This window comes from Kamptonema formosum PCC 10802 (assembly GCF_000332335.1).
Classification (GTDB): domain Bacteria; phylum Cyanobacteriota; class Cyanobacteriia; order Cyanobacteriales; family Oscillatoriaceae; genus Oscillatoria.
Genome location: NZ_KB235948.1, coordinates 5500629 through 5524544 on the forward strand (window position 1 = coordinate 5500629; position 23916 = coordinate 5524544).

The window sequence follows — 23916 nt, forward strand, 5'->3', positions numbered from 1 at the left end:
CATGTCTGGCGCAGCGCTAGCGCAGTATTTCATATAGGTTAGGACATTCATGGCATCGCGCGTGGGCCATGCCCCACCCGATAAGCAGCAATACCCCATCCCCTAATGCCTCCAGGGGATAATTGGAAGATGTTTATGTCCTAACCTAAGTGCCTATTGCGATAGAGACTCGGTTTCCAGATATAAAATTTGGGCGCTATCGCAGGATTCATCTTTGCGATCGTGCGATGGTGCCCAAGTTTTTCCCGGCGCGCCTTACAGCGGGGGGATCATATGCGTGAGGGGAACCGCCTACCTCACATGAAGCCGAAAAATCCCTGAGGCGGCTCCCCTCACACAAAAGAAGCCCGCGCCCTTCCCTCAACTTGTGATAACCTGGGTTTGTGGGAACCAGAGGGAAAGCCGGTGCTATGTCCTTACCCAAATCAGAAACCTGGCGCATGTCTGGCGCAGCGCTAGCGCAGTATTTCATATAGGTTAGGACATTCATGGCATCGCGCGTGGGCCATGCCCCACCCGATAAGCAGCAATACCCCATCCCCTAATGCCTCCAGGGGATAATTGGAAGATGTTTATGTCCTAACCTAAGTGCCTATTGCGATAGAGACTCGGTTTCCAGATATAAAATTTGGGCGCTATCGCAGGGAGCGACAGGCACAACAGTATTTTCGCGTCATATTTGAATGCCTGCCGGTGCCGGTTGGCCACAGTTCCCGACCTTATATGCGCACACCTATCCCATTGTTCCTAATCTAACACAAATCCTGCCAATTGCAAAGGGAGAAAGACAAAAAGTTTGCAGAGGATTTTCGCTGTGCCGGGGCGGGTTGACAAATATATTTCGTTGTATGTATTTCCCTCTTTCTTCTTGGCGTCCTTGGCGTCTTGGCAGTTCATTAATAAACCCCCTATCACAGCCTCACCCTAATGAGCAACAGCACCGGCTATCGCAGAGGGCAGGACCCCGGCACCCGCGAATGCAAAACCGGAATGCTCCCGGTCAGAATCACCTCGCCACCGGCACCGATCTCCCATTCTTGCGCTTCCACAATCTCTTGCCGCACCGGCAGCACCGCCCCACCGGCAGCGCCCCGCCCCCCCACCTCACCCGCAACAGCTGTCCCCCAGTCCTCCCAAACAGAATTGCTGCTCAGGGCGTCGCTGGGGGAGGGGGGCAAGCCCCCAGAACCGGTGACGGCGAAGCTGCTGCCCTTGCCCAGCGCACAGGGGTTCCGGTCAATCAGCCCGGCGGCATCGACGGGGTTTTCTGGCAATTCCACCAACCCCTGGGTGGGGTGAGCGTCCGGGGTGTTAATTTCTACAGTGCCGCTCAACTGCGGTCCGCCGGTAGAGCTGGCTGTGATGTCACTGGTTCGGTCGTCCTGCTGCGCTCTCGCTTGTGCGCCAAAGATAGAGCGAGCGTCAACCCTCACCTCACCGCCCCGCCCTTGGAAGGCGTTGGCGTCGATGTCGCTATTTTCCAGCGCCGCGAGAGCGCCGGTTTGGATAGCGATACTTCCGCCGGTTCCGGGACTCCCTTCGCTGCCTGCTTCAGTAGAGATAGAACTGTTGTGTCGCAGCAGCAGCACCTCCCGCGCCAGCAGGCGGATATTGCCGCCCTTGCCGGAAATGGTTCTGGCGGCGAGCTCTCCGCTGTCGAGACGGATAGAGCCGGCTTGTATCTCCAGGTTGCCGGCGGCTCCTGACATGCCGCTTCCCATGATATCGGTGGCGTTCACCCTGACTTCCGCCCCACTGCTAACACTCAGCCGTCCGGTTTCAACGCTCAAGTTGCCCGCATCTCCAGGCCCAACCGTTTGAGCGAACAGCCCACTGTTAATCTCTCCATCTGGTGCGGTTGCGGAGCCACTCAATTCCACAGACTCCTTGGCCCTCACCGTCACCGTTCCCCCCTTGCCCTGAAAAGTAGACGCTGACACCCGCGCCCCACCTCGGACAGCCAGCCGCTGCGTCTCAATCGTCAAGTCCCCAGCATCTCCAGTGCCGAAAGAGCGGGTGAGCAAGCCGCTCGGACGCTCTCCAGCGACGCCGCTCAGCTCCACAGATTCAGAAGCTCTCACCGTCAGGTTTCCCGACTTGCCGGCACCCAAAGAACTTGTGACCGCCGCCGCTCCATTCCTCACAGTCAGCCGCCCGGTTTCAACCGTCAAGTCCCCCGCACCGGCATCTCCTTGGGCTTCGGCAACTAATCCGCTAGAAATGCCGTTTGCTGAGGTTCCGCTCAGTTCGACTGAATGGGTTGCCCTCACCGCCAAGCTCCCCCCCTGTCCCAAACCCAAGGAGCCAGATGACACCTGCGCCCCATCTCGAACGATTAAACGCCCCGTTTCTACAGTGACATTTCCCCCAGCGCCGGTGGCTCCTGTCTCGACTTGAGCGGACAGGGCGCTGGCAAACCGGCTGCTGGCTGTCGCGCCGGTCACTTCTACTGACTCGGAGGCGCGTGCGGTCAGGTTTCCCCCCTTCCCCGCCCCAAAGGTCGCTGATGACACGGCTGCGCCATCCCGGATGATTAACCGGCCCGTTTCCACGGTTAAATTCCCCCCAGCGCCGGTGGCTCCTGGCGCAACCTGAGCCGACAAGCCGCTGATTCGCCCCCCAACCGCTGATTCTCCAGCCAGCTCCACCGATTCAGAAGCCCTCACCGTCAGGCTGCCGGCTGCCCCCTCACCCCGTGTGGCAGCGGATACCAGCGCCCCGCCGCGAACGATTAACCTCCCCGTTACCACAGTTAAATTGCCTCCTCTCCCGGTGGCAGCCGGCCTCACTTCAGCGGATAAAGCGCTCGGAATAGAACCGTCTGATGATGTGCCGGCCAGCTCTACTAACTCGGAGGCTTGCACTTTAAGTGTGCCACCTGCTTGTGAGCCCCAGGTGTTGGCTTCAATCGCCGAGCCGCCGGTCAGCGTCACCCGCCGGCCTGTAACTTGGACATCGCCGCCACCGGCACCGCTAGCATCGGCGGACGCCTCCCCGGAAAGTTGAATGTCGCCAAAGGCAGGGACGCCCTCATATCCCAAGGAAAAGCCTTTCTCTGCCGGGGTGAGGCTGACTGTGCCGGCACCGGCGACACTGCCGATCTCAATCCGCCCCCCAGCTGTCTTGAGAGTTCCGCCTTCGAGGGCGACATTTGAGCCAACCAGGGCCAGGGTTTGTGCCGGTGCGGCGCGCAAACCGCCACTCGTGTCACCCCCGCCGGATGTCGTTTCCCTTCCCCCTCCCCGCACGAGAATCCTTCCCGGATTTGCCTCAAACTGCAAGCCAACCGGCACGCTGACGGTGAGCAGGGGCGGGTTTTGGGGGTTGGCGGCGCTGAAAACGCTGCCGTCAGCAAAGTTCAGCCCCTGTGCCGTGCTGGCGATGAAGGAGCCGCCAATGTTGAGCCTGGCGTTGGGGCCAAAAATAATGCCGTTGGGATTGAGCACGAAGACGTTGGCGCTGCCGTTGGCTTGAATGGTGCCGTCAATGTGAGAAATTGACCGCCCTGTCACGCGCGTGAGGATGTTTTGAATGTCCGGGGCATTATTGAAGTGAGCTGTCCTGCCGGTGGGGAGGGAAAATTGTTCAAAACTGTGGAAGAGGTTGCTGCCCTTAACGGTGCCGCCGGTGATGGTGATGGTATTGCCATTTGCGGTGACGGCAGAGTTGACCGGCAGCGTGGCGTCTGGGGCGGTTTGCGCCGGTGTGCCGGTGGGGAAAAATACCGCATTCCCCGCCGCCAGCAGGCAGCCGCACAAGCCTAATTTCCAGCCGATCGCTCTCCGCCGGCGAACCCCACCCCTTACGCCCCTCCCCGCCACCGGGAAGGGGGGGAAGAGAGAGAAGTTCATCTCACTGATATGCGACATTTGGTGCCTGCCACTTCCCTGAAATTTCAATCCCTCATAGGGATTCACACTTACTCAATCCGCACATTATATATAATAGCACATTTTCCAACACAGCTTGCCTCCGGCACGAATGAAACCCGCTCTGAGAGTTGTTTTATAAAGAAAACGTAAAAGAGCCAGCAACCGGGGCCGGCCACGGGAGCGCGGGTGTCAGCTTTAGCTCTCTCTTCCATAAGATTGATTAATTTTATAATCAACCGCCAATAACGCCCTAGCTTAAAAGGCTTTACTGCCACCTTTTATAGCAGTAGGCACTTAGGTTAGGACAAGGGGTTTAACATGATGTAGGAGCGGGTTCACCCACAACCTGTGCCACACCGCTATAACACCGATAAACCCGCCCCTAACCGCTGATATAGCAGCCGGCAATTGGGCCATAGCGTGTCCTAACCAATATGACTGCTGCTATCAAAATCACAATTAGGGGTTGCTAAATAGGGATTAGAACGCTTTAATGCCGCGTTTTTCACTCCGGAATCTAAAATCTAAAATCCACAATAGGTAGAGTTACCACACCGGCGGCTGCAGGGGTTGGTATCTGGGGGCGCTGTTGAGGCTAGGGATGACTTGTATAGCAGTAGTCATATTGGTTAAGAGATTAATGACATGGTTTATGGGGCTCATGCGCATCGGGCTCATGCGCATGGGAAAGACTCACAGCAATGCCCAATGCGATGATGCCCAATGCCCTATGCGATGATGCCCATGTACTAACCTAAGTGCATACTGCTATAAATTTTAAATTAAGAAGTGTCTGTTAAAAATTCAAAATTAGCTGGCACTCCTAGCCTTTCTCACTGTTCCCCTTCTGAAGTGATAATATAGCAGGCAGATACCTGGACTGGCAATCAGCGCCACACTCCCGACAGCTAGCGCAGCAGCTGTCTGACAGTTTCGAGCAGTTCTGTCGGGCGGAAGGGTTTGGCGATGTAGGCATCAGCACCTTGCTTCATCCCCCAGTAGCGGTCGAACTCTTCGCTTTTGCTGGTGCACATTACGACGGGGATATTTTGGGCTTTTGGGTTGTTTTTTAGCCACCGGCACAGTTCGTAGCCGTTCATGCGGGGCATAACAATATCTGTGATTACTAAATCGGGGCAGCTCGCCTGAATTTGTTCTTTGGCTTCGAGGCCATCAGAGGCTTCGATAACATCCAGTCCGCTTCGTTTGAGAATGTCGGCGACGATTTGCCGCAGTGTCAAACTGTCATCCACAATCAGAACTGTACTCATAACTCCCTACCTAATTGCTGGTTGGAAAGGTTAAGGCCGTGGTTGATTCCCCGCAATGCCGGTATGCTGTCTGGAGACTGGCCAGATCGCCCCGCTAGACAGCTCAGAGGGGTCTAGAGGGAGCGGTGATTCCGCTACAGGGGGGCGTGCGCGTTGCGCTCCCGCTCCTCCAGACAGGCCAAGACCTCGCCCGGACGCAACGGGGTGGGGGCGAGGCTCAGCGCAAGGGGCGCTCTCCAGCCCCGGACGGGCCCGCCCGGATTCTCGCGCTTGGCGCGTCTGGCAAGTATCGATCAGTTGCAACCGGCACCGTGAACTTCCTGCAGACGATGCCGCCACCATAGCCTCCTCCCACAGTTAGATTTCCCACTGTCCGCTCCCAAGTGCCAAAAACTGTTTGGCATCCGGGGCGCATGGAGCCGCCACGGGCCGGCCACGGGGGGCCGCCCCTACGCAGACCTGTCCCCGGAGGGCCGCCTCGGTTCACCGCGCTCCCTCCATTCTCAGACAATTTTAGGGTGTGCCAAATTGCGATTTGTGAAGCGAGGGACACTGCAGGAAGCGGGTTTGGGGGGTTTGGTTAATTTTTGATTATAGATTCTTAATTTTAAATTAAAATTAATGTTCCAAGGGGGAGAATTTATCGACTCCGCCCTGTCGGGCCCGGGTCGGGCCCGGCTCGGGCCCGGTCGGGGGCGGCGAAATGCGACAGCCCTTGGTTTATGTAACGGTTTGCAAAGTTATAATGAGAGACGGGTAAAAGATACCTTAAGAAAATCTAAAGAACCTCGAAAGGCAGTACCATCACATGCGAGTTGCGATCGCTGGAGCAGGCTTGGCAGGGCTTTCCTGCGCGAAATATCTGACCGATGCGGGTCACACGCCCACAGTCTTGGAGCGGCGGGACGTGCTGGGCGGCAAAGTAGCGGCGTGGAAAGACTCTGACGGGGACTGGTACGAAACCGGTCTGCACATCTTCTTCGGTGCCTATCCCAACATGCTGCAGCTGTTCAAGGAGCTGGGCATTGAAGACCGGCTGCAGTGGAAAGAGCACACCATGATCTTTAACCAGCCGGACAATCCGGGGACATACTCCCGCTTTGACTTCCCCGACCTGCCGGCACCGCTGAACGGCGTCATGGCCATTCTCCGCAATAACGACATGCTCACCTGGCCAGAGAAAATACGCTTCGGGCTGGGGCTGCTCCCGGCCATGATTCAGGGCCAGAAGTACGTCGAGGAGATGGACAAATACTCGTGGTCGGAGTGGCTGAAAATGCAAAACATTCCGCCGCGAGTGGAGAAAGAAGTGTTCATCGCCATGTCCAAGGCGCTGAACTTTATCGACCCGCACGAAATTTCCGCAACGATATTGCTGACGGCGCTCAACCGCTTCCTGCAGGAGAAAAACGGCTCGAAGATGGCCTTTTTGGATGGCTCGCCCACGGAGCGGCTGTGCCAGCCGCTCGCAGACTATATCACCGAGCGGGGGGGCCAAGTGCGGCTAAATGCGCCGCTGAAGGAAATCTCGCTCAACGATGACGGCACGGTGCGGGGGTTCCTGCTGCGGGGGACCGGCGGGGCGGCGGATGAACTGTTCACCGCTGACGCTTATGTCTCTGCCATGCCTGCAGACCCCCTAAAAGTTATGCTGCCGGCCAAGTGGCGAGAGCTGGATTTCTTTAAGAAGCTGGACGGTCTGGAAGGAGTGCCGGTGATTAATGTACATTTATGGTTTGACCGCAAGCTCACCGACATCGATCACCTGCTGTTTTCGCGCTCGCCGCTGCTGAGCGTCTATGCCGACATGAGCAACACGTGCCGGGAGTATGCCAATCCCGACCGGTCGATGCTGGAACTGGTGCTAGCACCGGCAAAGGATTGGATTGCCAAATCCGACCAGGAGATTGTGGGTGCCACGATGGCAGAGCTAGAAAAGCTGTTTCCCGACCACTTCTGCACCGGCCAACCGGCTCGCTTGCTGAAATATCACGTCGTGAAAACGCCGCGCTCTGTTTATAAGGCGACCCCGGGACGCCAGCAGTGCCGCCCGTCCCAGAAGACTCCGATTAGCAATTTTTACCTGACCGGCGATTACACCATGCAGCGCTACCTGGCCAGTATGGAAGGGGCTGTGCTTTCTGGCAAGCTAACAGCGCAGGCGATAGCCCGCCCCTAGCCATCAACAGACACGCCCGCTGCTACCACGCCCTCTGCCGGCAGGGGCGAATGCGTTGCGCGAGCCGCCCCCGCACGCTGCCCTTGTCAGTCCCCCTTTCGTTCCGGTCCCCGACGCAGTCGTGCTCTGACTCGACATCGAAGTTGATGACTCGATCCTTCTGGCTGATAGCTAATCCCCCAACCCATGCTGCAACTGCCTACTCACCCCCGCACGAAACCGCTGGCTTCCCCAGAAGCCTCCTATGAACTCTGCCGCCAGATTACGGCCACTTACGCCAGGACCTTTTATCTGGGCACCCTGCTGATGCCAGAGGCCAAACAGCGGGCGATTTGGGCCATCTACGCCTGGTGCCGCCGCACCGACGAACTGGTGGATGGCTCTCGCGCTCGCCTGACGACGCCTGAAACGCTCGACCACTGGGAGCGCCAATTGGAGTCGATCTTTGCCGGTCACCCGCAAGAAGACTTTGATGTGGCGCTGGCGGATACGGTGGAGCGCTTTCCCCTTGACATTCAGCCCTTTCGGGATATGATTGCCGGACAGGGCATGGACTTGTACCGCAGCCGCTACGAAACCTTTGAGGAACTGTACCTCTACTGCTACCGAGTCGCCGGCACGGTGGGGCTGATGACGCTGCCGGTGATGGGAGTCGAACCCTCCCCCCGCACCGCTCCCTGGAATCGAGCGGCCTCTTCCGATCCCAATCCAGCTGAACAGGCGGTGGCCCTGGGAATTGCTAACCAGCTGACGAATATCCTGCGAGATGTGGGGGAAGATATCCGCCGGGGCCGCATTTACCTGCCCCTAAAAGAGTTAGCGATGTTTGATTACACGGAAGAGGATTTACTCAACGGTGTGGTGGATGACAGGTGGCGCTGTTTGATGCGGTTCCAAATTCAGCGAGCCCGCAAGTTCTATGCCGAAGCGGAAAATGGCATTAGCGCTCTCAGTCGGGACGCCCGCTGGCCCGTGTGGTCGGCTCAGATGCTCTACAGCCACATACTGGTTGCCATTGAGCGCAACAAGTATGATGTCTTCCGCCGGCGCGCCTATGTTCCCGGAGCGCGGAAGATGCTGACTTTGCCGGTGGCTTGGCTGAGGGCGCAAGTCTTCTAAATGCCCGCCACGCGCTCTTGACCGCCAGCCACCGGCGTTTCAGCAAGCAGCACGGCTGTTGGCTGGCGGCACTAGCTTTGTGTTTTGCAGCACAGCCTTGAAATCCTAAACTGTCCTATTTTAGAGAAGGAACCTTTAGAAGATGGTAGCCATGAAGGGGCTGTTCACAGTGCGTCCGCTCAATGCCTTAACCAACTCCCTGAAATTAATTATTCAGCCGCAAGATATTGAAACGAGCGACAGTCTGTGTGGCGTCGGCTTTCAGCCAGTTCCTGCCATTCCACAACTCGTTTACCGAGTGGTTGCCAGAAATCAGGTTGCTGATGTTTTCGGGCAGATATGCGATCTGCTGACAGAAGCCAGTCAAGCCGCCTCCCGGTTTTTACTGACCCGATCGCCTCTTGAGGACAGCACTCTGCTGGTGGAATTCCTCGAGGCTCAGCCCCTCAGTGCCATCACCCTGTGCGTCAGGAACGCCTGGTTTTTTCGACTGCTGATCGAGCGGCGCATCTTTTTCAAATACCAGCCGATTTTTCACCTGGCATCCGGTCAGGTGGTCGCCCATGAATGTCTGGCTCGCGCCACCAGCGATCAGGGGAAATGTCTGACCGGCAAACACTTAATTGATGCCGCTGTCTCCACCCAGCTGAGTTGCGAGTTTGACGAGCTGGCTCGCGCCGCCTGTCTGGAATCGATTGCAGCGCTTAAAACTGAACAAACGTTTTTTATCAACGTCCTGCCCAATGCTATTATACACAATCCCCACTCTTTGGATCAGAACTTTCAACAAGTCCTGGATCTGGGATTGCGACCGCAACAAATTATCTTTGAACTCACGGAAGTGGAAGTCCTGGATCGCTGTCCAGACTTGCCGCAGATCGTAAACCGCCTGCGGGAATGGGGATTTGGGATTGCGGTAGATGATTTGTGCGGCTGCGTTTCAGTCGATCACTACGTCCTGGAGTTCCGTCCCGACCTGATTAAACTCGACCGGCGGCTGGTGGACGGTTGCAGCAAACACTCTCTGAAGCAGACGCTGATCAAAAGTCTCTTGCATTCCGCCCACGAAGAGGGGATTATGGTTCTAGCCGAAGGACTCGAAGACAGGTCAGATATAGAGTTCTGCCGCGATTTGGGCGTGGATTACGGACAGGGATTTGGTCTGGCCACTCCGGAACTGACCCTACAAACGGTGAGAGCGGATTTCACCGGCTTTGCTATGTCTAAGGCGTCTTAACTATTTTAAATTTAACCTTTGGGACTGTCAGAGGATAGAATTGGTTTGAACAGGCATTTTTCAGCGCACCGGCGCTCGCCTGACTTTCCCGCCACCAGCCGGTCTTGTATTAAGCTTTTAGGCTTTTATAGCAGCCGTCATATTGCTTAGGACATCAGTGGCCTAGGGATAAAAGGCGTAGGACAGGCGTCCCCTGCGATCCTGCTGTCCGTTCCCGAGCGTGAATACTGCTATAATCTTCCTATCTGCCTAAAGGAGGCAGAGCCTCCAGGACGGCGTTCCCAGGCTCAGGCTGGGAACGAGGGAAATCGGCGTGAAGAAACCGATTTGCACTCGGGGCAACTTGATAAATCTGATACATTTACGCGACATTACCCAGCATAACCCCGGACAGCGCAACGATAGCACTATCACCGAGAAAAGTGATAGAGGCGTTATCCCGCAAAGCTTTCAGGCAGATACCGACAGCGCCATTCCAGTCCCGCGAAGCGCGCAAATCTGCAGCTAGGACAGTGAAAACTTTTAGAGCCACCCAAGCGGGTGTGGGCATTTTGAGCTGGCAGTGCGCCTACCCAGCATCGCTCTCGCCGTTTTAGACCTGATTTTTCGCAAAGCCGTAGGCTTCCGTGTCGGAAGTCAAGGGAGGCAGGCAGAAAAATAAGCGCGGTAATTGAAGTCGCGATTTGCCTGTTCGGAGCTGAACGGGGCGTTTGTCAATTTTTCAGCTATGTCTGTATTGTATCATGTTTTGTAGGATTGCGCAAGAAATCCAGAATTAAATTTTACCTCTTTTGTCCCCGCTACAGCAGCTGGGGGGTGAAAACTGTATCATGGGGAAAGTTTTGGCAACTGCAACGCCACGGAGCGCACGCCGCTAACTCTCACCCACACACCCATGCAGCTTGAATTTGTTCCCGTAGAAGAATTTTATTTTGCCCTCACCCTAGCAGTTCGCACCTTGGAAGATTTGACCAAACCAGGTTTAGCCGAACTGGTGCGGGAGCGCTTGCAGTCAAAATTTGGCCAGCCCTCAACAGTCGCCGCCGCCAGCCAGAATACGTTCAACTATGTATTTCGCGTGCGAGATTGCCACAGCAGCCCACCAACTGGGCTGGTTGTCTCCATATCCGACTGGCATGGCACACTCCGCTTGAGCAGCGATTATGGCTGGACGCTCGACGCCTCTCGCAAGCCGGTGCGCACCGAAAAATTCCAGCACCGGCAAGAATTTGCCGGGCAGTTGCGAGCTTACCTCCAGGATTGGCTGCAAGTCCCCCTGCTCGAAGAGGCGTCCCATGAAGTAACCTAGACTTGCCCCAAGACCTGCAAGTCTCAATAAAAAGACAGGAGCGGGCGCTTGCCGCACTCTGCTTTTGGCCCAAGTTCCCGACCGGCTCCCCGGCACAAGTGCTCAAAGCGCCCCCAGTCTTCCGCCCATTAGCTGCGCCTAGGGATTGCTCGCTTGAGCCGCTAGCATCTGCTTCAGCTTTTCGAGCTCCTGCGCCCAGCGAGGATCGGGCTGCGTGGCTTCTGAGGACGAAGACGCGGTGGTGCCGCTGCTGGCAGGTGCTGCTGCGCCACGACGAGACTTGTTTTGGCCACCACCCCGACGACCGCCTGCGCGCTCGCCACCGCCACCGCCACCGCCTGCGCGCTCGCCACCGCCACCGCCACTCCGCTCGCCTGCACGCTCGCTTGCCCGCTCGCCTGCGGTTTTGACCACAGGGGCAGGGACCGGCGCTGCTGTGGCAGGCGCTGCTGCTGCCGCCAGGCTGTGGTCCTCTTCTCCTTTCCCCTTAGACCGAGGCAAAGCCTTTTCTATCTTTAGGGGGTTTTCTTTGAAAAGGTAGCCGTTGTACTTTTCGATGATTTGGTCCGCCTCTTCTTCCGTTTTAACTGTCACAAAACCAAACCCCCGGCATTTGCCAGTTTTGCGGTCTGTGATCACTTTCGCCGTCACGCCTTCGCCCGCCTCAGCAAAAACGGCTTGCAGCTCCTTGCGGTCTATTTCCTTGGGCAGATTGCCGACATAAAGACGAATCGACATGGAACACACCTCCAAAGTTGGGTTCAAACAATTTAACAAACCTTAACCGGCTCAAAGGCCCTCCGCAGACAAGTGCTGACTCCCGGCGCAGCGCACCAGCCAACCTCCTGCCCCTCTGGCCAACCTCAACAGCGCCGCTCACCCCTCCACAAACATTGATTCAGTAGGGCTGTGCCGGTCCGCCGCACCCGAAAACACTTCCGCGTGCTGTCAGGTCGCCAATTCAAGCTTTTGGTCATCTCTAGGAAATTGCAGCTCAATGTTGTTTTTGGAGATTTCTGTCACGCACTCAAGAAGCGAAACTGCCGTTTCAACCACTCGTGGGATGCCGGGAACTCAAGCCAAAGGGATACTAACATCCCGATTCGTCCTTTAGTATATCCAGGATATGACGCCCTCAGTAGCCGGTAGCACCACCAATGACCCGAGGCAAAATCCTGTTCGGGTTGCCAGCCGCTGTCTCTACTAATCCGATAATCTTCTCATAACTCCTTAAATCTTATCAGAGTCAAGACTCTAAAAACTAGCCGGTCAACCTCAAATAGGGCGAACCTGACCCAAATACTCTTTGTATAGCTGCTCAGTCAGCCTAAAGAGCGGGGGCGCAAGCAGCGCCTGAGCGCTCTCCCTCAATCCATCAGCTTTTCTTTCTGTTGGGCTGCCAGCCCCTCAACGCTCTCAAAAGCGCAGAGGTTCGGGGCGCTTGCTATTGTAACCTGGAACAGGCTTGCCTGTTCCCAATCCAAGAAACCGATCTCTTTTGAGCCGTCTTTGCATGAACGGCAACTCTCAAGTCCGTCAGCAACCCGCCCATCTGTATGCAACGAGGGCACAGCAAATTTCAAACCCTTCATTAAGGTATCACAGTCAAGACTCTATAGCTCTTCCCCAGCGACGCACGCTGTTGCCCCTGCCGCCACCGTTCCCCCTGCCGGCAGGCGAAAGGCCAGCCGGTGGCTGCGGCTGGCTGAACATGCTGTGTTGGGAAAAGGAAAACCTGACACCGAGACGGTTGACAGAATGCAGTGGAACAAACTTCAGGCATTGCCCACCCTCTCACTGCGGCTTTCTGTGAATAAATGTAACACGAGAGCGCCCGAAATTGCAATATTTCTTCACATTTTTTTCACAGCGGGGCACCTGTCCCTGAATTTTTATAAACTCCGGTTGATTGCCTACATAAATTTAAGGGCAGATTTGTCAGTATAAGTTAGCGCGCGCTTATTTAAATTTTGATTAATCAGGCGGAAACATTAAAAGCCGCCGCGAGAGAGCAGGTAGGCGGCCCACAGCGCCGCCGCACCGGCCAGAATCGCAGACCAAATGGGATGGCCACTCCTGCTGGTTTTGCCGGCACCGGCTTGCAGGGTTTCAACATCGATCCAAGGAGTCGCTCCCCGGCGAAACCAGCCCGTAACCGTCACCTGCCGGCTCACCAGATCCCAAGGACGAACCGACTTGGCCTGCAGCCAGACCGGCCCCAGCTTCGAGAAGCAGTGCAATTTCACCACCCCAGTTGCAGTTTGCAGCAGCAAGTCCTGTCCGAGCCAATTGCAAATGCCGGTGCGCCCCAACAGCCTGCCCTCCAGACGTACCGGCTGGCTGTCAAGGGGCAGAGCCGCCGGCCCGGCCAGCAAGGCCGGCAAACTGGGGGCAGAGAGATCCGCAGAGCGCCGGATCTCCGGAAAAAACGCATTGAACCGCACAACCGTGCCCAGACTGAATCCAGCCAGCAGCAAGCCCCAGAAAAGCCACTGCCAGTCGCGGAACACCCAAGAGATCAGGCTGATGCGCAGCTGCACGCCAGTCCAGCCGACCAGCCACAGCAAGCAGGCAGCAGCCAAACCGGCCAGCACCCCAAAAAAAGGAGCGCCCAGCAGCAAAAGCGTCTTGCGGTTTAAAGATTCAGAACTGCCAGCCGGCACCGAACCCCCCAAATCCAGCTCAGTCTCCAACTTCCAGAAGCGGGCGTACTGGGCCAGCAGTTGCAGCCGGTCGCCAGTCGGGGGGTGAGAATTGTTGGCCGCCAGCCACCGGCGGTAGGGGTTGCGGCAGTCCCATTCCAGCAGCGACTCCAGACGAGTGCCGGCCAAACACGAGCCAAGACCGACCGCCTGCCGGTGGCCCACCGGCACCAGCAGGTCAAACCCTTCCAGCAGATAGCTAGTTTTCCCCTGTTGCCCGACATCCCCAGCAATGCCAGCGGCCATCTTCAGCAGAGCCCGCGTCAGGCCATTAGGATTGCCCGTCGTTTCAGCCGCCAGACGGTCGCTGTAATAAACCCGCACCCGCGACAGCCACAGAGCAGGCCAGCGCAACAGCCAATAGAGCCCGTAAGAGAGGGCAGAAATCCCCGCCGCCGCTGAACGCAACAATTTGGCCTGCCAGCTGCCGGCGTTTTGCCAGCGGTCCCCCCATTGCGCAACTTGCCAGTAAATAAGATAGGGAATATTCGCCACAAGCGCGGCCAGGGACATGACGGCAAAATCCCCGGTGGCAATGTGGCCTATCTCGCCGGCACAAATCGCGGCAATTTCCCCATCTGCCAGCCGGTCGAGCAACCCCTGACTGACGGCGATGCGGGCCGTGCGGGGCAGGTTGCCGTAAGTCAGCGCCACCGGCGCGGCGGTCGGCAGCAGCTTCAACGCCGGCACTGGCCAGTCTTTTTGGCGGCAAAAGCGTTTCAGCACCTGCACTGCTTCCGGGCTGCTTGCGGCCAGGGTGTCGGCAGACAGCGGCACTGCGCCATAAAACCGCTGCAGCAGTGCGTCCAGCAACCAGGGAGAGGCGACCAGCAGCAGGGCCATCGCGGCGAGCACCGGCGGGTTGGGGGCGTAGTAGAGCCGGTAGAACTCCTGAATCGAAGCTAGCCGCAGTTTGACTAAGATATCGTTGGTGGTGGCCAGGAAGAACTGGAAAATGGCCCGCATCACCCAAAACTGTGCGGCCAGGGTGCCGGCCAACAGCAACCTTAAATGCCACTGCTTTGCTAATAGCATTGGCTTACAATCTTTTGCGCGTGCGGCATTTCGCCAGCTGATATTGCAGTTTAGAGGGTGAAAATGGTGGGCCGGTATTTGGGGATTGGGGGATTGCTGGGGCTTGTTCTGCTTGCCGGCTGCCGGTGGGGAGGGGGCGGAACCGAGGGGGGTGCGGCTTTTTTTGCCAGCCGGCGGGGGGGAAGAGGGGACAAAGCCGGTGGGATCTGGTGGGGCTGGGGGTTGGGATGTTTGAGGGGGTGAGGAGAGAATTTGGGGGTAGCGGGCTCGCAAACCGGCGTTGGTGCGCTCGGCCCATTCTTTGACTTGGCCCTGGGAGCTGGAGCGCAGGGTTTGACAGAGGGCGAGGGCGCTTTCGATCAGGCCATTGCCTTCATAGGCGAGGACGAGCCCCATCTGAGCTCGCAGGATAGTGGGTTCGTGAAGCTCAATCTCGCAGACGCCTTCCAGGTGAGCGATGGCTGTGGGGTGATCTCCCTGTTTGAGCGCCGCTAAACCGGCTTCTAGAGAGGGAGTGGCCGGAGAAGCGCCTCTGTTATTGGATGGAAGGGGGTCGGGAATCGAGGACATAATGGCTGCGAGTGGCTTTGTTTCCCACCATAGCTCACAAAATTTTGCTGCCACCAACGTTTCAATCCCGTTGCCGGGATTCAGCTGGCCAAAAATTTTCTCCTCCCACCCCCTCGTGAAATCATTGTCGCATTGATATGGGCTTCTTCGCACAACGGGCATGCTCCCCCACCAACTACCCTAACTCTGGCGGGGGGCGCTGGCAATCCGCATTACTGCGGATTCGCAGGCAGGATTTGTGAGGGATAATTGACTCAAAACTGGAACTGGGCCTAGGACTTACGCACAACCATGAAAGAAACCGGGTTTCTGGTGTGAGAGCCGGCGCTAAAAGTCAAGGAGTTTGGTTGAGAAACCCGGTTTCTGCGCAAGTTCTATGGGCCGTAATAAGTGACACCGGCATGGCAACGACCGTTTTCGAGCGCAATAACGTACAGGTGCTGGGCAGTGGCAAGCAGACGATTGTCTTTGCCCACGGGTTCGGAACTGACCAGACGGCTTGGCGGCATCAGGTTGTGGCTTTTCAATCGCGGTATCGCATTGTCCTGTTCGACCATGTGGGAGCAGGCAAGTCAAATTTTGCGGCCTACAGCCCGCGCCGGTACAGCAGTCTCTACAGCTATGCGGAGGATTTGCTGGAGATCTGCGCTGAGTTGGGCTTGAGACAGTGCGTGCTGGTCGGCCACTCGGTTAGCGGTATGGTCAGCCTGCTGGCGGCGCTCGTCGATCCAAAGCTGTTCAGCCGGCTCATTTTTATGGGGGCTTCTCCCCGCTACCTCAATGATAAGGATTATGTGGGCGGGTTCGAGCAGTCGGACTTGGACGCGCTGTACACTGCCATGTCATCTAATTACTATGCTTGGGCGAGTGGCTTTGCGCCTCTGGCCATGCGAAACCCGGAAAGACCTGAACTGGCGCTGGAGTTTGCCCAGGGTCTGTCGGCCATCCGCCCGGACATCGCTCAGGCTGTGGCGCGGGTGATTTTCCAGTCTGACCACCGGGCTGAGTTGCCGCGCCTAAATGTGCCGACTCTGATTATACAGTCGAGCGACGACATTGCCGTGCCGCCTGAGGTGGGGGCATATATGGCAAAAAAGATACCTAAGAGCCAGCTGATGCCGGTGGCGGCGACCGGCCACTTGCCTCACCTGAGTGCGCCCGAAGAGGTAAACAGGGCCATTGAGGCGTATTTGAAGAAGTGAGCGCGATTATAGCTGAAGGGAAATTTTAAGTCAATAGGTTTGAGGCGGTTATGAGTTCTGGCAATTAGGGGATCGCCTGAGATATGCCGGAAGGACTATATTACATGATGTCCAGTTGCATCGGTTGAGGAGATGCGGTGCGGGGCATTGGGTATTGGGTATTGGGTATTGGGTATTGAGCATGGGGCAGGGGGCATGGGGCATGGGGCATGGGCTTTCCCCTAACCCCTAAACCCTCACCCCTAACCCTTAAGAGTGACCGAGCTCGCAAGGTCAGATAAATTAACCGGAGTCACAGACATCTGATTTTTGGTTAAACCCTCTGTAACAGGCGTTACAGGTTGGAGATTATCTTATACTTACGTTTAATTGTTTTACTTATTTTCGGATAGCCGGATGCGGGAAATCAATGTTTTAAGGGCGTTTGGCGCGTTAACCTTTAATCTCAGATGCAAGATAGAAAATCTTAAATTCATATTAAAGCTGCCGCACAATCATCCAGAGCGGCTGCCAACGTTTAGAGGCGCTGTGGTGTGGCTGGCGCTGGCACTGGGGGGCTTTTGCCTGCTGGCGGGAGTGCCGCCGGAGCTGCTGGCGGCACCGGCGCTGTTTGCCGCTGGGGCGATGCTGCCACTGCCGGTGGTGGCGGTGGCGCTGCTGGCGGGGATGGCGCTGTACGGGCAAGAGATGTGGCTGGGGGGTTGCGCCCTGGCGGTGGGGGGCGCAGCGGTGCTGGGGGTGCTGGCGCGGAGATTCCTGGTGGGTGTGGAGTGGGAGCTGGCATTGCGCCAGCCGGTGGGCTCGCTGCTGGGTGCCGGCACGGGTGCCACTCCCGAGAGTGTCATGGAGGGAGCGCTGACCAAAATGCGGGACTTGGCGGGTGCCGGTGCGGCGATTGCAGTGCGCCAACTCGACGAGGTGACGGCTGAGGCGGTGCTGTGCCTGCCCCAGAGCGCTTTGCTGGACAGACTGATAACTCCCAGGCTGTTTGCTGAGGCGCTAGAGCAAAACCGCTGCTTTTACTATAGCGACTGTGCGTCCGCACCGGGCGGGGCTCGGGTTTTGGTGGCCAGAGGGGCTAGGTCAATAGCCGTGCTGCCGCTTCAGGATGTGGGGGGTTTGCGCGGGGCAATTGTATTAATTTGGTATCGCCCCACGTCGGTCCCCCCGCACCAGAGGAAGCTGATCGAGTCCAACTTGGCGGCGCTGCGGACTCTGTTGCGGTTCTCTGACACCACCTCGCACTTGGAGAAGCTGCAGGCGCGCTACGGTGCCATCTTGGAGACGATCCCTCAGGGTGTGGTGTTTGTGGATGAGAGTGGGGATCAGGGCTGGCTGAATCAGGCGGCGGCGGGGCACTTGGGGCTGGCACCGGGTGCGGTGGAGCCGGTGTCTGTGGCGGTGGCGATGGCGGCGCTGCGGGAAAGCGCTGACAACCGGCAGGCGATCGCCGAGCAGGCTGTGGGGTTTTTTTCGCAGCCTGATGCCGAGATTCGCGACTGGGTGTGGGTTTGCCGGAGCGCCGCCTTGGGCCAGAGAGACTGCGGTGGCCCCACAGACAGTCAGGCTCTGCCAGCGCCGGCACCCGACGCCCAAAAGGTGCTGAGCATCTCGAGTACGCCCACCCGGGTGCGCGATGTCCCCGGTCGCCTCTGGCTGCTGGACGATATTACTGAGCGGTATTTCAGCCGGCTGGCGCTGGTGCAGCGCACCGCCCAGCTGGAAGCCGTGAATAAAGAGCTAGAAGCATTTTCCCACTCAGTGGCCCACGACTTGCGGGGCCCTCTGGCCGTGATTGACGGCTTCAGCTTGCTTTTGCTGAGAGATTGTGCGGACCGGCTGGATGCGGACAGTCTGGAGGATCTCCAGCGCATCCGTGGCGCTGCTGAGCGGATGGGCCAGCTGATCGACGATTTGTTGCAGCTGGCCCGGGTGACGCGGGCTGAGATGAAGCGGCAGCCGGTGGATCTCAGCGCAATGGTTGCGGCGATCGCCCGAGATTTGAAGGACCGGCACCCGGAACGTCAGGTGGAATTGGCGATAGCGCCCGGGGTGGTGGCCACTGCTGATGGGCGGCTGGTGCAAATCGCCCTGGAGAACCTGTTGGGCAATGCCTGGAAGTACACGTCCAAGCGCCCCCGGGCTCGGATTGAATTCGGAGTTGGCCTGCAGTCGCCACAGCCGACTTACTTTGTCCGCGATGACGGTGCCGGCTTCGATATGGCACAGGCAGATAAACTGTTCGCAGCTTTCGTGCGCCTGCACGACAGTGCTGACTTTGAAGGCACCGGCGTCGGGCTGGCCACGGTGCAGCGCATCCTTCACCGGCATGGGGGCCGGATTTGGGCTGAAGCCGCTGTGGAGCGAGGGGCCACCTTCTACTTTACGCTTTAGACTGGGTGCGCTGCGGCCCGCCACCCCGTCGTTTTTACTCTCAAAAATTAAAATATATCGATCCTAACAGATTTATAAAAAGTTATCAGTTCTGAACAAAGGGATAAGGAAATTTCCAAGTTAACGGAACAGCTGTTCTGTGGCATCTAGCAACTGAGGGCTCTCAGCTGTATTCCGCTTTCAAATTGGTGGGTGAACCCCCCATTCTCTCTTCTTTACAGCCCGCAGCCTTCGCATGTGTGACAGACCCGATCGAGAGAGGGGGGAGAGGGGAAGGGGAGAGCGCTCCCTGGATACATGCCACTTAGTATTCGTCTGGGGGGAGGGGTGTAAAGTTTAGTAACACACTCAAGAGTCAAAGGCTATAATAGACACAAATGGCTATCGGTTAGAAGGGGTTGGAAAATTTGTTAAGCGGGCGGGAACCCCAGACAATCGTCTCCTGTCAATAAGAGGGAAAGCCAGAGCGTCAGGGCAGTGCCGAGAGGCGCAAACAGAACGCTGATGAGATGGCTGTTAACTGTTTAAAGGATGAGTGCGATCGTGGCGAAATCAATGCTCGACACTAGGCACTTGTTAGAGGATATATATAGAGGAAATGGCTGAGCGGTTTAAGTCTGTCAGGCTGCTTGTGCTTAGCGATATCCTTGAGCTCTCATCTACTCATTATTTCGGTTCGATTTACATTCATCAGGTAAGTGATTGAGGATTCACCATGAAAGCTAAATTCATCGCTCAAGTTTTGCTGGGTGCTGTTATGTTTACTGGCGCTTTTGCCCCACAAGCTCATGCAGGACAGCAGGCGGGTACATACAGCAGCACACAAAGCGGTACATATAGCGGTACATACACCGGTTCCTACAGCGGTTCCTACGAGAGTTCCTACGGCGTTGCCTCCAGCGGTTCGTGCGGCAATTCATCCAGCAGTCCGTGCAGCGGCGGTTCCTATAGCAACCAGCCAATCGTTGCCTGCGATACCTCCAATCCTCATCTTCCCAAGACTGTTTCAACCCGCACCGGTCGCGCACTGTTTGTTTGGACAACGACGCTTGGGGACTGGGACCCTCTCAGCCGCTGTCAAGCCGTTACTGACCGGCTGAACAACCAGGCGAAAAAGAATGGCGGCACTCTGAAGGGTTTGATTTTTAACGTGGGGACAGTGAACACACAAACAGTGGTTTGTGTCACCAGCGCCAGCCAACCTCGCTGCAATTCTTCTAATCTGATTTTCACCATGAAGCCAGAGAACGCTTATAACGCCGGTGAAGTTATCGACCAGCTGCGAAATCGGATTGAGGGGCTGGCCAGCGGTCGTCCTGTGATTGAGAGTGAAGCCAAGAAAGGGGTAGATGCCGGTCAGTTCTAAAGCCGGCAGCGGCACTTCTTTCCCATCAGAGAACTGCCCTCGGTGTCAGGCCAATGGTGCATCCCGCGTTTGGAATAGTGCCGGGTAGAGACCGTACATATACGGTTTCTAGATATTTAGGAATATTAGCCGGCACCAGCGGATGGCAGGTGGCTATCACCCTACTGTTGAATCTGCCATCCTATACGATATCGTAAAGGGGAACATCGGGCTGGAATTTGCCCTGGGTATTGACTTTATCCTGGGCAAGCCAGTCCATTTTTATTGGCCGAACTTTTGCGCGTAATAATCCTTATTGCGCCCCCATTCAAAATATTAGGGATAGGGGCGTATGAACTGCTTTCAAGAAAAGTAATAAAGACCGGACAGATTTGCTTAAGTTCCGCCTTTCACAAAAAAACAATAATTCCTTTTTGTCTCTGTAAAAATATAACAAGCTAGATTTTTTTATATGGTTTTTACGAGCGGGAACATCAGGGAATACGCTCCGGTCATTAGGAGAGAAAGCTGTAGAGGAAAGCGAGCGCAAACGGCGCAAATAAAAAAGCTGACAATATGGCTGGTCACTGTTCAAATTTAGAGTGTGATAAGGGCGAGCGCAATGCTCGAAGCACTCGTTAGATGAAACTAAAGGTCATAGCTTATCTGGGCGATACACTGCGCTTTAGCTTAGCGGAAACCTGAGGATTAATCTGATTGAATTAGCTTCATTTCTGTTCATCAGGTAAGTGATTGAGGATTTCAGAATGCAACGTAAATTCATGGCTCAATTTTTGCTGGGTGCTGTCATTTTCACTGGGGCATTTGCCTTAAAAGCTGAAGCGGGCTCCAACCAGCCGAGTCCCAGCAATCCCAGCCAACAGCCTGCCTTTTCCTGCGACACCTCCAGTGGGATTCCCAAGACTGTTTCAAACCGAACCAATCGCACGCTATTTGAGTGGAATAACTATCGGAACCCTCACCAACAGTGCGCGTCAGTGACTAATCGGCTGAACAATCTTGTGCGGCGCAATGGAGGCTCTACGCAGGGCTTGTTTTTAAAGGCCGGACTGGTGAACAATCAAACCGTTGTTTGTGTGGGAACCGTGGCTCAATTTGGCTGCAATTCCGGGAATACTGTGGTCAACATAACTCAAGGCAATCAAAGCACCATCACCAACGCCGGTGACGTTGTTGAACCGCTACAAGATCAGATTTCCGATCTGATCAGCGGGGAGGCGGCGATTCAGAGTGGCGGCAAGAAAGGGGTATCTCTCGGTAACTTCTAAAGCCGGGTGCGGCGGTTCTTTGTAATCAAATAGCTGCCGCCTCCGTCAGGCAAATGTAGCGCCAAGCGTTGGAAAAAACGCCCGGTAGAGACGCGATATGTCGCGTCTCTACATGAGAAACCCGGTTTCTTAAAGAAACCGGGTTTTTGGCGCGTACTTCATTCAAATGACAGCCAATTTTAGGCTATTTTTAGAGGCTTTCTAAAAAAAACGAGAGAGGTGATGTCAGGTTAAAATTTTTCCTAGATTGGGTTAGAAAGTGGGAACCTCAGTAAATTAACTCCGGTCATTAGGAGAGAAAGCTGCAGAGGAAAGCAAGCGCAAACAGCGCAAAGAAAGCAGAACTCCTGGCTGGAAAGAGGTCAATTATTAGGGCAATAGTGGCGAGCGGAATGCTCTAAGTAGTTCTTAGATAAAACTGGACGCCATCGCTGAGCGGGGTGATTAAATGCGCTTTTGCTAGGCGGCAAAATTGATCTAATAAAAGAGCCTAATTTTTTGTAAAACATCAGGTAAGTGATTGAGGATTCGTTATGCAACCTAAATTCATGGTTCAATTTGTGCTGGGTGCTCTGATTTTTACCGGTGGATTTGCCTTAAAAGCTGAAGCGGGATACCACCAGCCGCGTCCCAGCCAACAGGCTGCCTTTTCCTGCGATATCTCCTCTCCGACTCCCAAAATTGTTTCAAACCGAACCCGTCGCACGCTGTTTACCTGGGGAGACCGGCACAACGGCCAACAACCGTGCGCGGCAGCCACTAATCGCTTGAACAGTCAGGTGCGCCGGAACGGGAACACTACGAAGGGGTTAGTTTTTAACGCCGGCGTAGTCAACAATCAAACAGTGGTTTGTGTGGGCACCGTCACTCAATTTGGCTGCAATGCTGGGAATACTGTTGTCAATATCTCTCAAGGCAATCAAAGCAGCATCACCAACGCCGGTGACGTGATGGCCCAACTGCAACCCCAGATTCAGGATATTGCCAGCGGGCGTCCTGTGGTTCAGACTAAAGCCACTGACTGTGTGGATGCTTCTGAGTTCTAAAGCCAGGGGCGGCGGTTTTTTCTAAAAAAATAACTGCCGTCGCCATCAGGGAAATGTAGCATCTAGCGTTTGTCAAAACGCACGGTAGGGACCGTACATGTACGGTCCCTACAAACTTAATAATATTAGCCTCACAGGCAGATGAAAGTTCGCGGTTGCCGTACCTGCGAGCGGGTGATGCTATACTAGCGAACAGAGGAATGCGCCGGGCTGGAACTTCCCTGGAGAGTTGACTGTCTCTAGGGAGAGCCGGCACATTTCTCTTTTGTAAACGCTACAGCATCTTTGAGGTACTTGTGAGTTTACTGTCAAGCGCTTTTGGTTTCTGGCCAGTGTTCGTCCTGGCGTCCGCTGTGAGTGACTTGTCGCAGTTTCCGGCAACTCAGCTTATATCTAACGCTCGGTCGGAATTTAGCCCGCCGGCAATTTTTCCAGCGCAATATGCGCCCGGTCGCCCTTTGGCAGCGGTGCCGGTGCCAGAGATTGCCAGGCAAGTGAGTGTGAGGATTTTAAGTGAGAGAGATGCTGGGTCGGGGGCGATCGTTCAGCGTCTGGGCCAGACTTATACCGTGCTGACTTGCGCTCATGTGCTGGCGTACAGCCGCAAAAGTAGCTATACTGTCCTGACACCCGATGGGAGCCGGCACACCGCAACTAGGCTGAGCTCTATTCAGTTTGGGGATGCGGATTTAGCCCTGCTGGAGTTTACCAGCAACAGATCCTATGAAGTTGCGGCGCTGGGCAACTCGAATTCCCTGTCGGTGGGCGAGCCGGTTTATGCGGCGGGATTCCCCAACAGCGAATCGGTTAATTTGGATGGGGATGGAGGTGACTGGGGGCTGCGAACCTATCGCTTGACAAATGGCCGAGTGGGAATGCTGCTGCAGCGATCTCTCGATCGGGGCTACCAGCTGGGTTACACGAATGAAATCGAAGAGGGGATGAGTGGCGGGCCGATTCTGGATAGCAAGGGCCGATTGATTGGAATTAATGGGCGGCTGAAATATTCGCTTGCCGGTATTGACGCATACACCCTTGCCGATGGATCTGTGCCATCTCAGGCGCAATTCCAGCAGATGGAAGCCTTGAGTTGGGCGATCCCGATTGCCACCTTTGAGGAAATGGCTGGGCAGTGGCTGGGTTTGTAGCGGGAGGGGGGAAAACTGGGGTTCTTGACCGGCGCGCTTGTCGTAAGGTACAGTTAGGAAATATCATGTCCGGTAGCGACAGGCGTGTGGCGGCAAGGGTTTATGGCGTCCCTACAATAAATTTGCAATCGGAATGCCGACGGATATGATAGAATTCAATTTTGGCGCTCTTTTCTGGCACCTCGCAGCTTTGTCGCT

General features: G+C 56.0%; 16 protein-coding genes. 11 read left to right on the forward strand and 5 right to left on the reverse strand.

The window, feature by feature from the left end:
- Positions 1–588 precede the first annotated feature (588 nt).
- Complete coding sequence (locus tag OSC10802_RS50905) at positions 589–756, forward strand: hypothetical protein (protein ID WP_155968311.1); 168 nt, start codon at positions 589–591, stop codon at positions 754–756.
- A gap of 188 nt (positions 757–944) precedes the next feature.
- Here OSC10802_RS50905 and OSC10802_RS41580 read toward each other — a convergent pair whose 3' ends face one another.
- Positions 945–3869 carry a two-partner secretion domain-containing protein gene (locus OSC10802_RS41580; RefSeq protein WP_017719347.1) on the reverse strand — a complete coding sequence of 975 codons (2925 nt, stop codon included), beginning with the start codon at positions 3867–3869 and terminating at the stop codon, positions 945–947.
- A 911-nt stretch (positions 3870–4780) separates the two neighbouring features.
- Entirely contained in the window at positions 4781–5143 is a 363-nt protein-coding gene (locus OSC10802_RS0124170; RefSeq protein ID WP_017719349.1) for a response regulator transcription factor, read from the reverse strand.
- 808 nt (positions 5144–5951) lie between these two features.
- Between OSC10802_RS0124170 and pds the strand changes: the two genes are divergently transcribed.
- The 3 genes from pds to OSC10802_RS0124185 all read left to right on the forward strand — a co-directional run bounded on the left by pds (position 5952) and on the right by OSC10802_RS0124185 (position 9678).
- Positions 5952–7322: a 15-cis-phytoene desaturase gene (pds, locus tag OSC10802_RS0124175; RefSeq protein WP_017719350.1), complete on the forward strand. Its 1371-nt coding sequence runs from the start codon at positions 5952–5954 to the stop codon at positions 7320–7322.
- A 186-nt stretch (positions 7323–7508) separates the two neighbouring features.
- A complete protein-coding gene (gene crtB / locus OSC10802_RS0124180; RefSeq protein WP_017719351.1) occupies positions 7509–8441 on the forward strand; it encodes a 15-cis-phytoene synthase CrtB in 933 nt (310 codons plus the stop codon).
- A gap of 142 nt (positions 8442–8583) precedes the next feature.
- Positions 8584–9678, forward strand: a complete 1095-nt coding sequence (locus OSC10802_RS0124185) for an EAL domain-containing protein (protein ID WP_232731742.1) — start codon at positions 8584–8586, stop codon at positions 9676–9678.
- A gap of 361 nt (positions 9679–10039) precedes the next feature.
- Here the strand turns inward: OSC10802_RS0124185 and OSC10802_RS50910 are convergent, their stop codons facing one another.
- Positions 10040–10228 (reverse strand): hypothetical protein, encoded by a 189-nt coding sequence (locus tag OSC10802_RS50910; protein ID WP_155968315.1) that lies wholly within the window; start codon positions 10226–10228, stop codon positions 10040–10042.
- Between the two features lie 345 nt (positions 10229–10573).
- Between OSC10802_RS50910 and OSC10802_RS0124195 the strand changes: the two genes are divergently transcribed.
- A complete protein-coding gene (locus OSC10802_RS0124195; protein WP_017719353.1) occupies positions 10574–10987 on the forward strand; it encodes a hypothetical protein in 414 nt (137 codons plus the stop codon).
- Positions 10988–11125: 138 nt separating this feature from the next.
- Here the strand turns inward: OSC10802_RS0124195 and OSC10802_RS0124200 are convergent, their stop codons facing one another.
- Both OSC10802_RS0124200 and OSC10802_RS0124215 read right to left on the reverse strand, forming a co-directional pair.
- The gene (locus tag OSC10802_RS0124200) at positions 11126–11725 is read right to left on the reverse strand and encodes an RNA recognition motif domain-containing protein (RefSeq protein ID WP_017719354.1); all 600 of its coding nucleotides are present in this window, start codon (positions 11723–11725) and stop codon (positions 11126–11128) included.
- Positions 11726–12978: 1253 nt separating this feature from the next.
- Positions 12979–15447, reverse strand: a complete 2469-nt coding sequence (locus OSC10802_RS0124215) for a M48 family metalloprotease (RefSeq protein ID WP_232731743.1) — start codon at positions 15445–15447, stop codon at positions 12979–12981.
- Positions 15448–15695: 248 nt separating this feature from the next.
- Between OSC10802_RS0124215 and OSC10802_RS0124220 the strand changes: the two genes are divergently transcribed.
- The 6 genes from OSC10802_RS0124220 (at position 15696) to OSC10802_RS41605 (ending at position 23718) form a co-directional block, all read left to right on the forward strand.
- Positions 15696–16496 carry an alpha/beta fold hydrolase gene (locus OSC10802_RS0124220; protein ID WP_017719358.1) on the forward strand — a complete coding sequence of 267 codons (801 nt, stop codon included), beginning with the start codon at positions 15696–15698 and terminating at the stop codon, positions 16494–16496.
- Positions 16497–16892: 396 nt separating this feature from the next.
- Positions 16893–18890, forward strand: coding sequence for a sensor histidine kinase (locus OSC10802_RS54795; protein ID WP_017719359.1), 1998 nt, complete (start codon positions 16893–16895; stop codon positions 18888–18890).
- Positions 18891–19605: 715 nt separating this feature from the next.
- Positions 19606–20256 (forward strand): COP23 domain-containing protein, encoded by a 651-nt coding sequence (locus OSC10802_RS44755; RefSeq protein WP_017719360.1) that lies wholly within the window; start codon positions 19606–19608, stop codon positions 20254–20256.
- 746 nt (positions 20257–21002) lie between these two features.
- Positions 21003–21524 (forward strand): COP23 domain-containing protein, encoded by a 522-nt coding sequence (locus tag OSC10802_RS44760; RefSeq protein ID WP_232731744.1) that lies wholly within the window; start codon positions 21003–21005, stop codon positions 21522–21524.
- 533 nt (positions 21525–22057) lie between these two features.
- On the forward strand, positions 22058–22570 hold the full coding sequence (locus OSC10802_RS0124245) for a COP23 domain-containing protein (protein WP_026098757.1): 513 nt from the start codon (positions 22058–22060) through the stop codon (positions 22568–22570).
- Positions 22571–22866: 296 nt separating this feature from the next.
- Positions 22867–23718 carry a S1 family peptidase gene (locus tag OSC10802_RS41605; protein WP_198525183.1) on the forward strand — a complete coding sequence of 284 codons (852 nt, stop codon included), beginning with the start codon at positions 22867–22869 and terminating at the stop codon, positions 23716–23718.
- Positions 23719–23916 lie beyond the last annotated feature (198 nt).

Bases quoted from the DNA above. Each gene is read 5' to 3' on its own strand.
- OSC10802_RS0124200 (WP_017719354.1), bottom strand. From the start codon at position 11,725: ATGTCGATTCGTCTTTATGTCGGCAATCTGCCCAAGGAAATAGACCGC.
- OSC10802_RS44755 (WP_017719360.1), top strand. From the start codon at position 19,606: ATGAAAGCTAAATTCATCGCTCAAGTTTTGCTGGGTGCTGTTATGTTT.
- OSC10802_RS0124245 (WP_026098757.1), top strand. From the start codon at position 22,058: ATGCAACCTAAATTCATGGTTCAATTTGTGCTGGGTGCTCTGATTTTT.
- OSC10802_RS44760 (WP_232731744.1), top strand. From the start codon at position 21,003: ATGCAACGTAAATTCATGGCTCAATTTTTGCTGGGTGCTGTCATTTTC.
- OSC10802_RS50910 (WP_155968315.1), bottom strand. From the start codon at position 10,228: ATGCCCACACCCGCTTGGGTGGCTCTAAAAGTTTTCACTGTCCTAGCT.
- OSC10802_RS0124170 (WP_017719349.1), bottom strand. From the start codon at position 5,143: ATGAGTACAGTTCTGATTGTGGATGACAGTTTGACACTGCGGCAAATC.
- OSC10802_RS54795 (WP_017719359.1), top strand. From the start codon at position 16,893: ATGCGGGAAATCAATGTTTTAAGGGCGTTTGGCGCGTTAACCTTTAAT.
- OSC10802_RS0124220 (WP_017719358.1), top strand. From the start codon at position 15,696: ATGGCAACGACCGTTTTCGAGCGCAATAACGTACAGGTGCTGGGCAGT.
- OSC10802_RS0124195 (WP_017719353.1), top strand. From the start codon at position 10,574: ATGCAGCTTGAATTTGTTCCCGTAGAAGAATTTTATTTTGCCCTCACC.
- OSC10802_RS41580 (WP_017719347.1), bottom strand. From the start codon at position 3,869: ATGTCGCATATCAGTGAGATGAACTTCTCTCTCTTCCCCCCCTTCCCG.
- OSC10802_RS0124185 (WP_232731742.1), top strand. From the start codon at position 8,584: ATGGTAGCCATGAAGGGGCTGTTCACAGTGCGTCCGCTCAATGCCTTA.
- crtB (WP_017719351.1), top strand. From the start codon at position 7,509: ATGCTGCAACTGCCTACTCACCCCCGCACGAAACCGCTGGCTTCCCCA.
- pds (WP_017719350.1), top strand. From the start codon at position 5,952: ATGCGAGTTGCGATCGCTGGAGCAGGCTTGGCAGGGCTTTCCTGCGCG.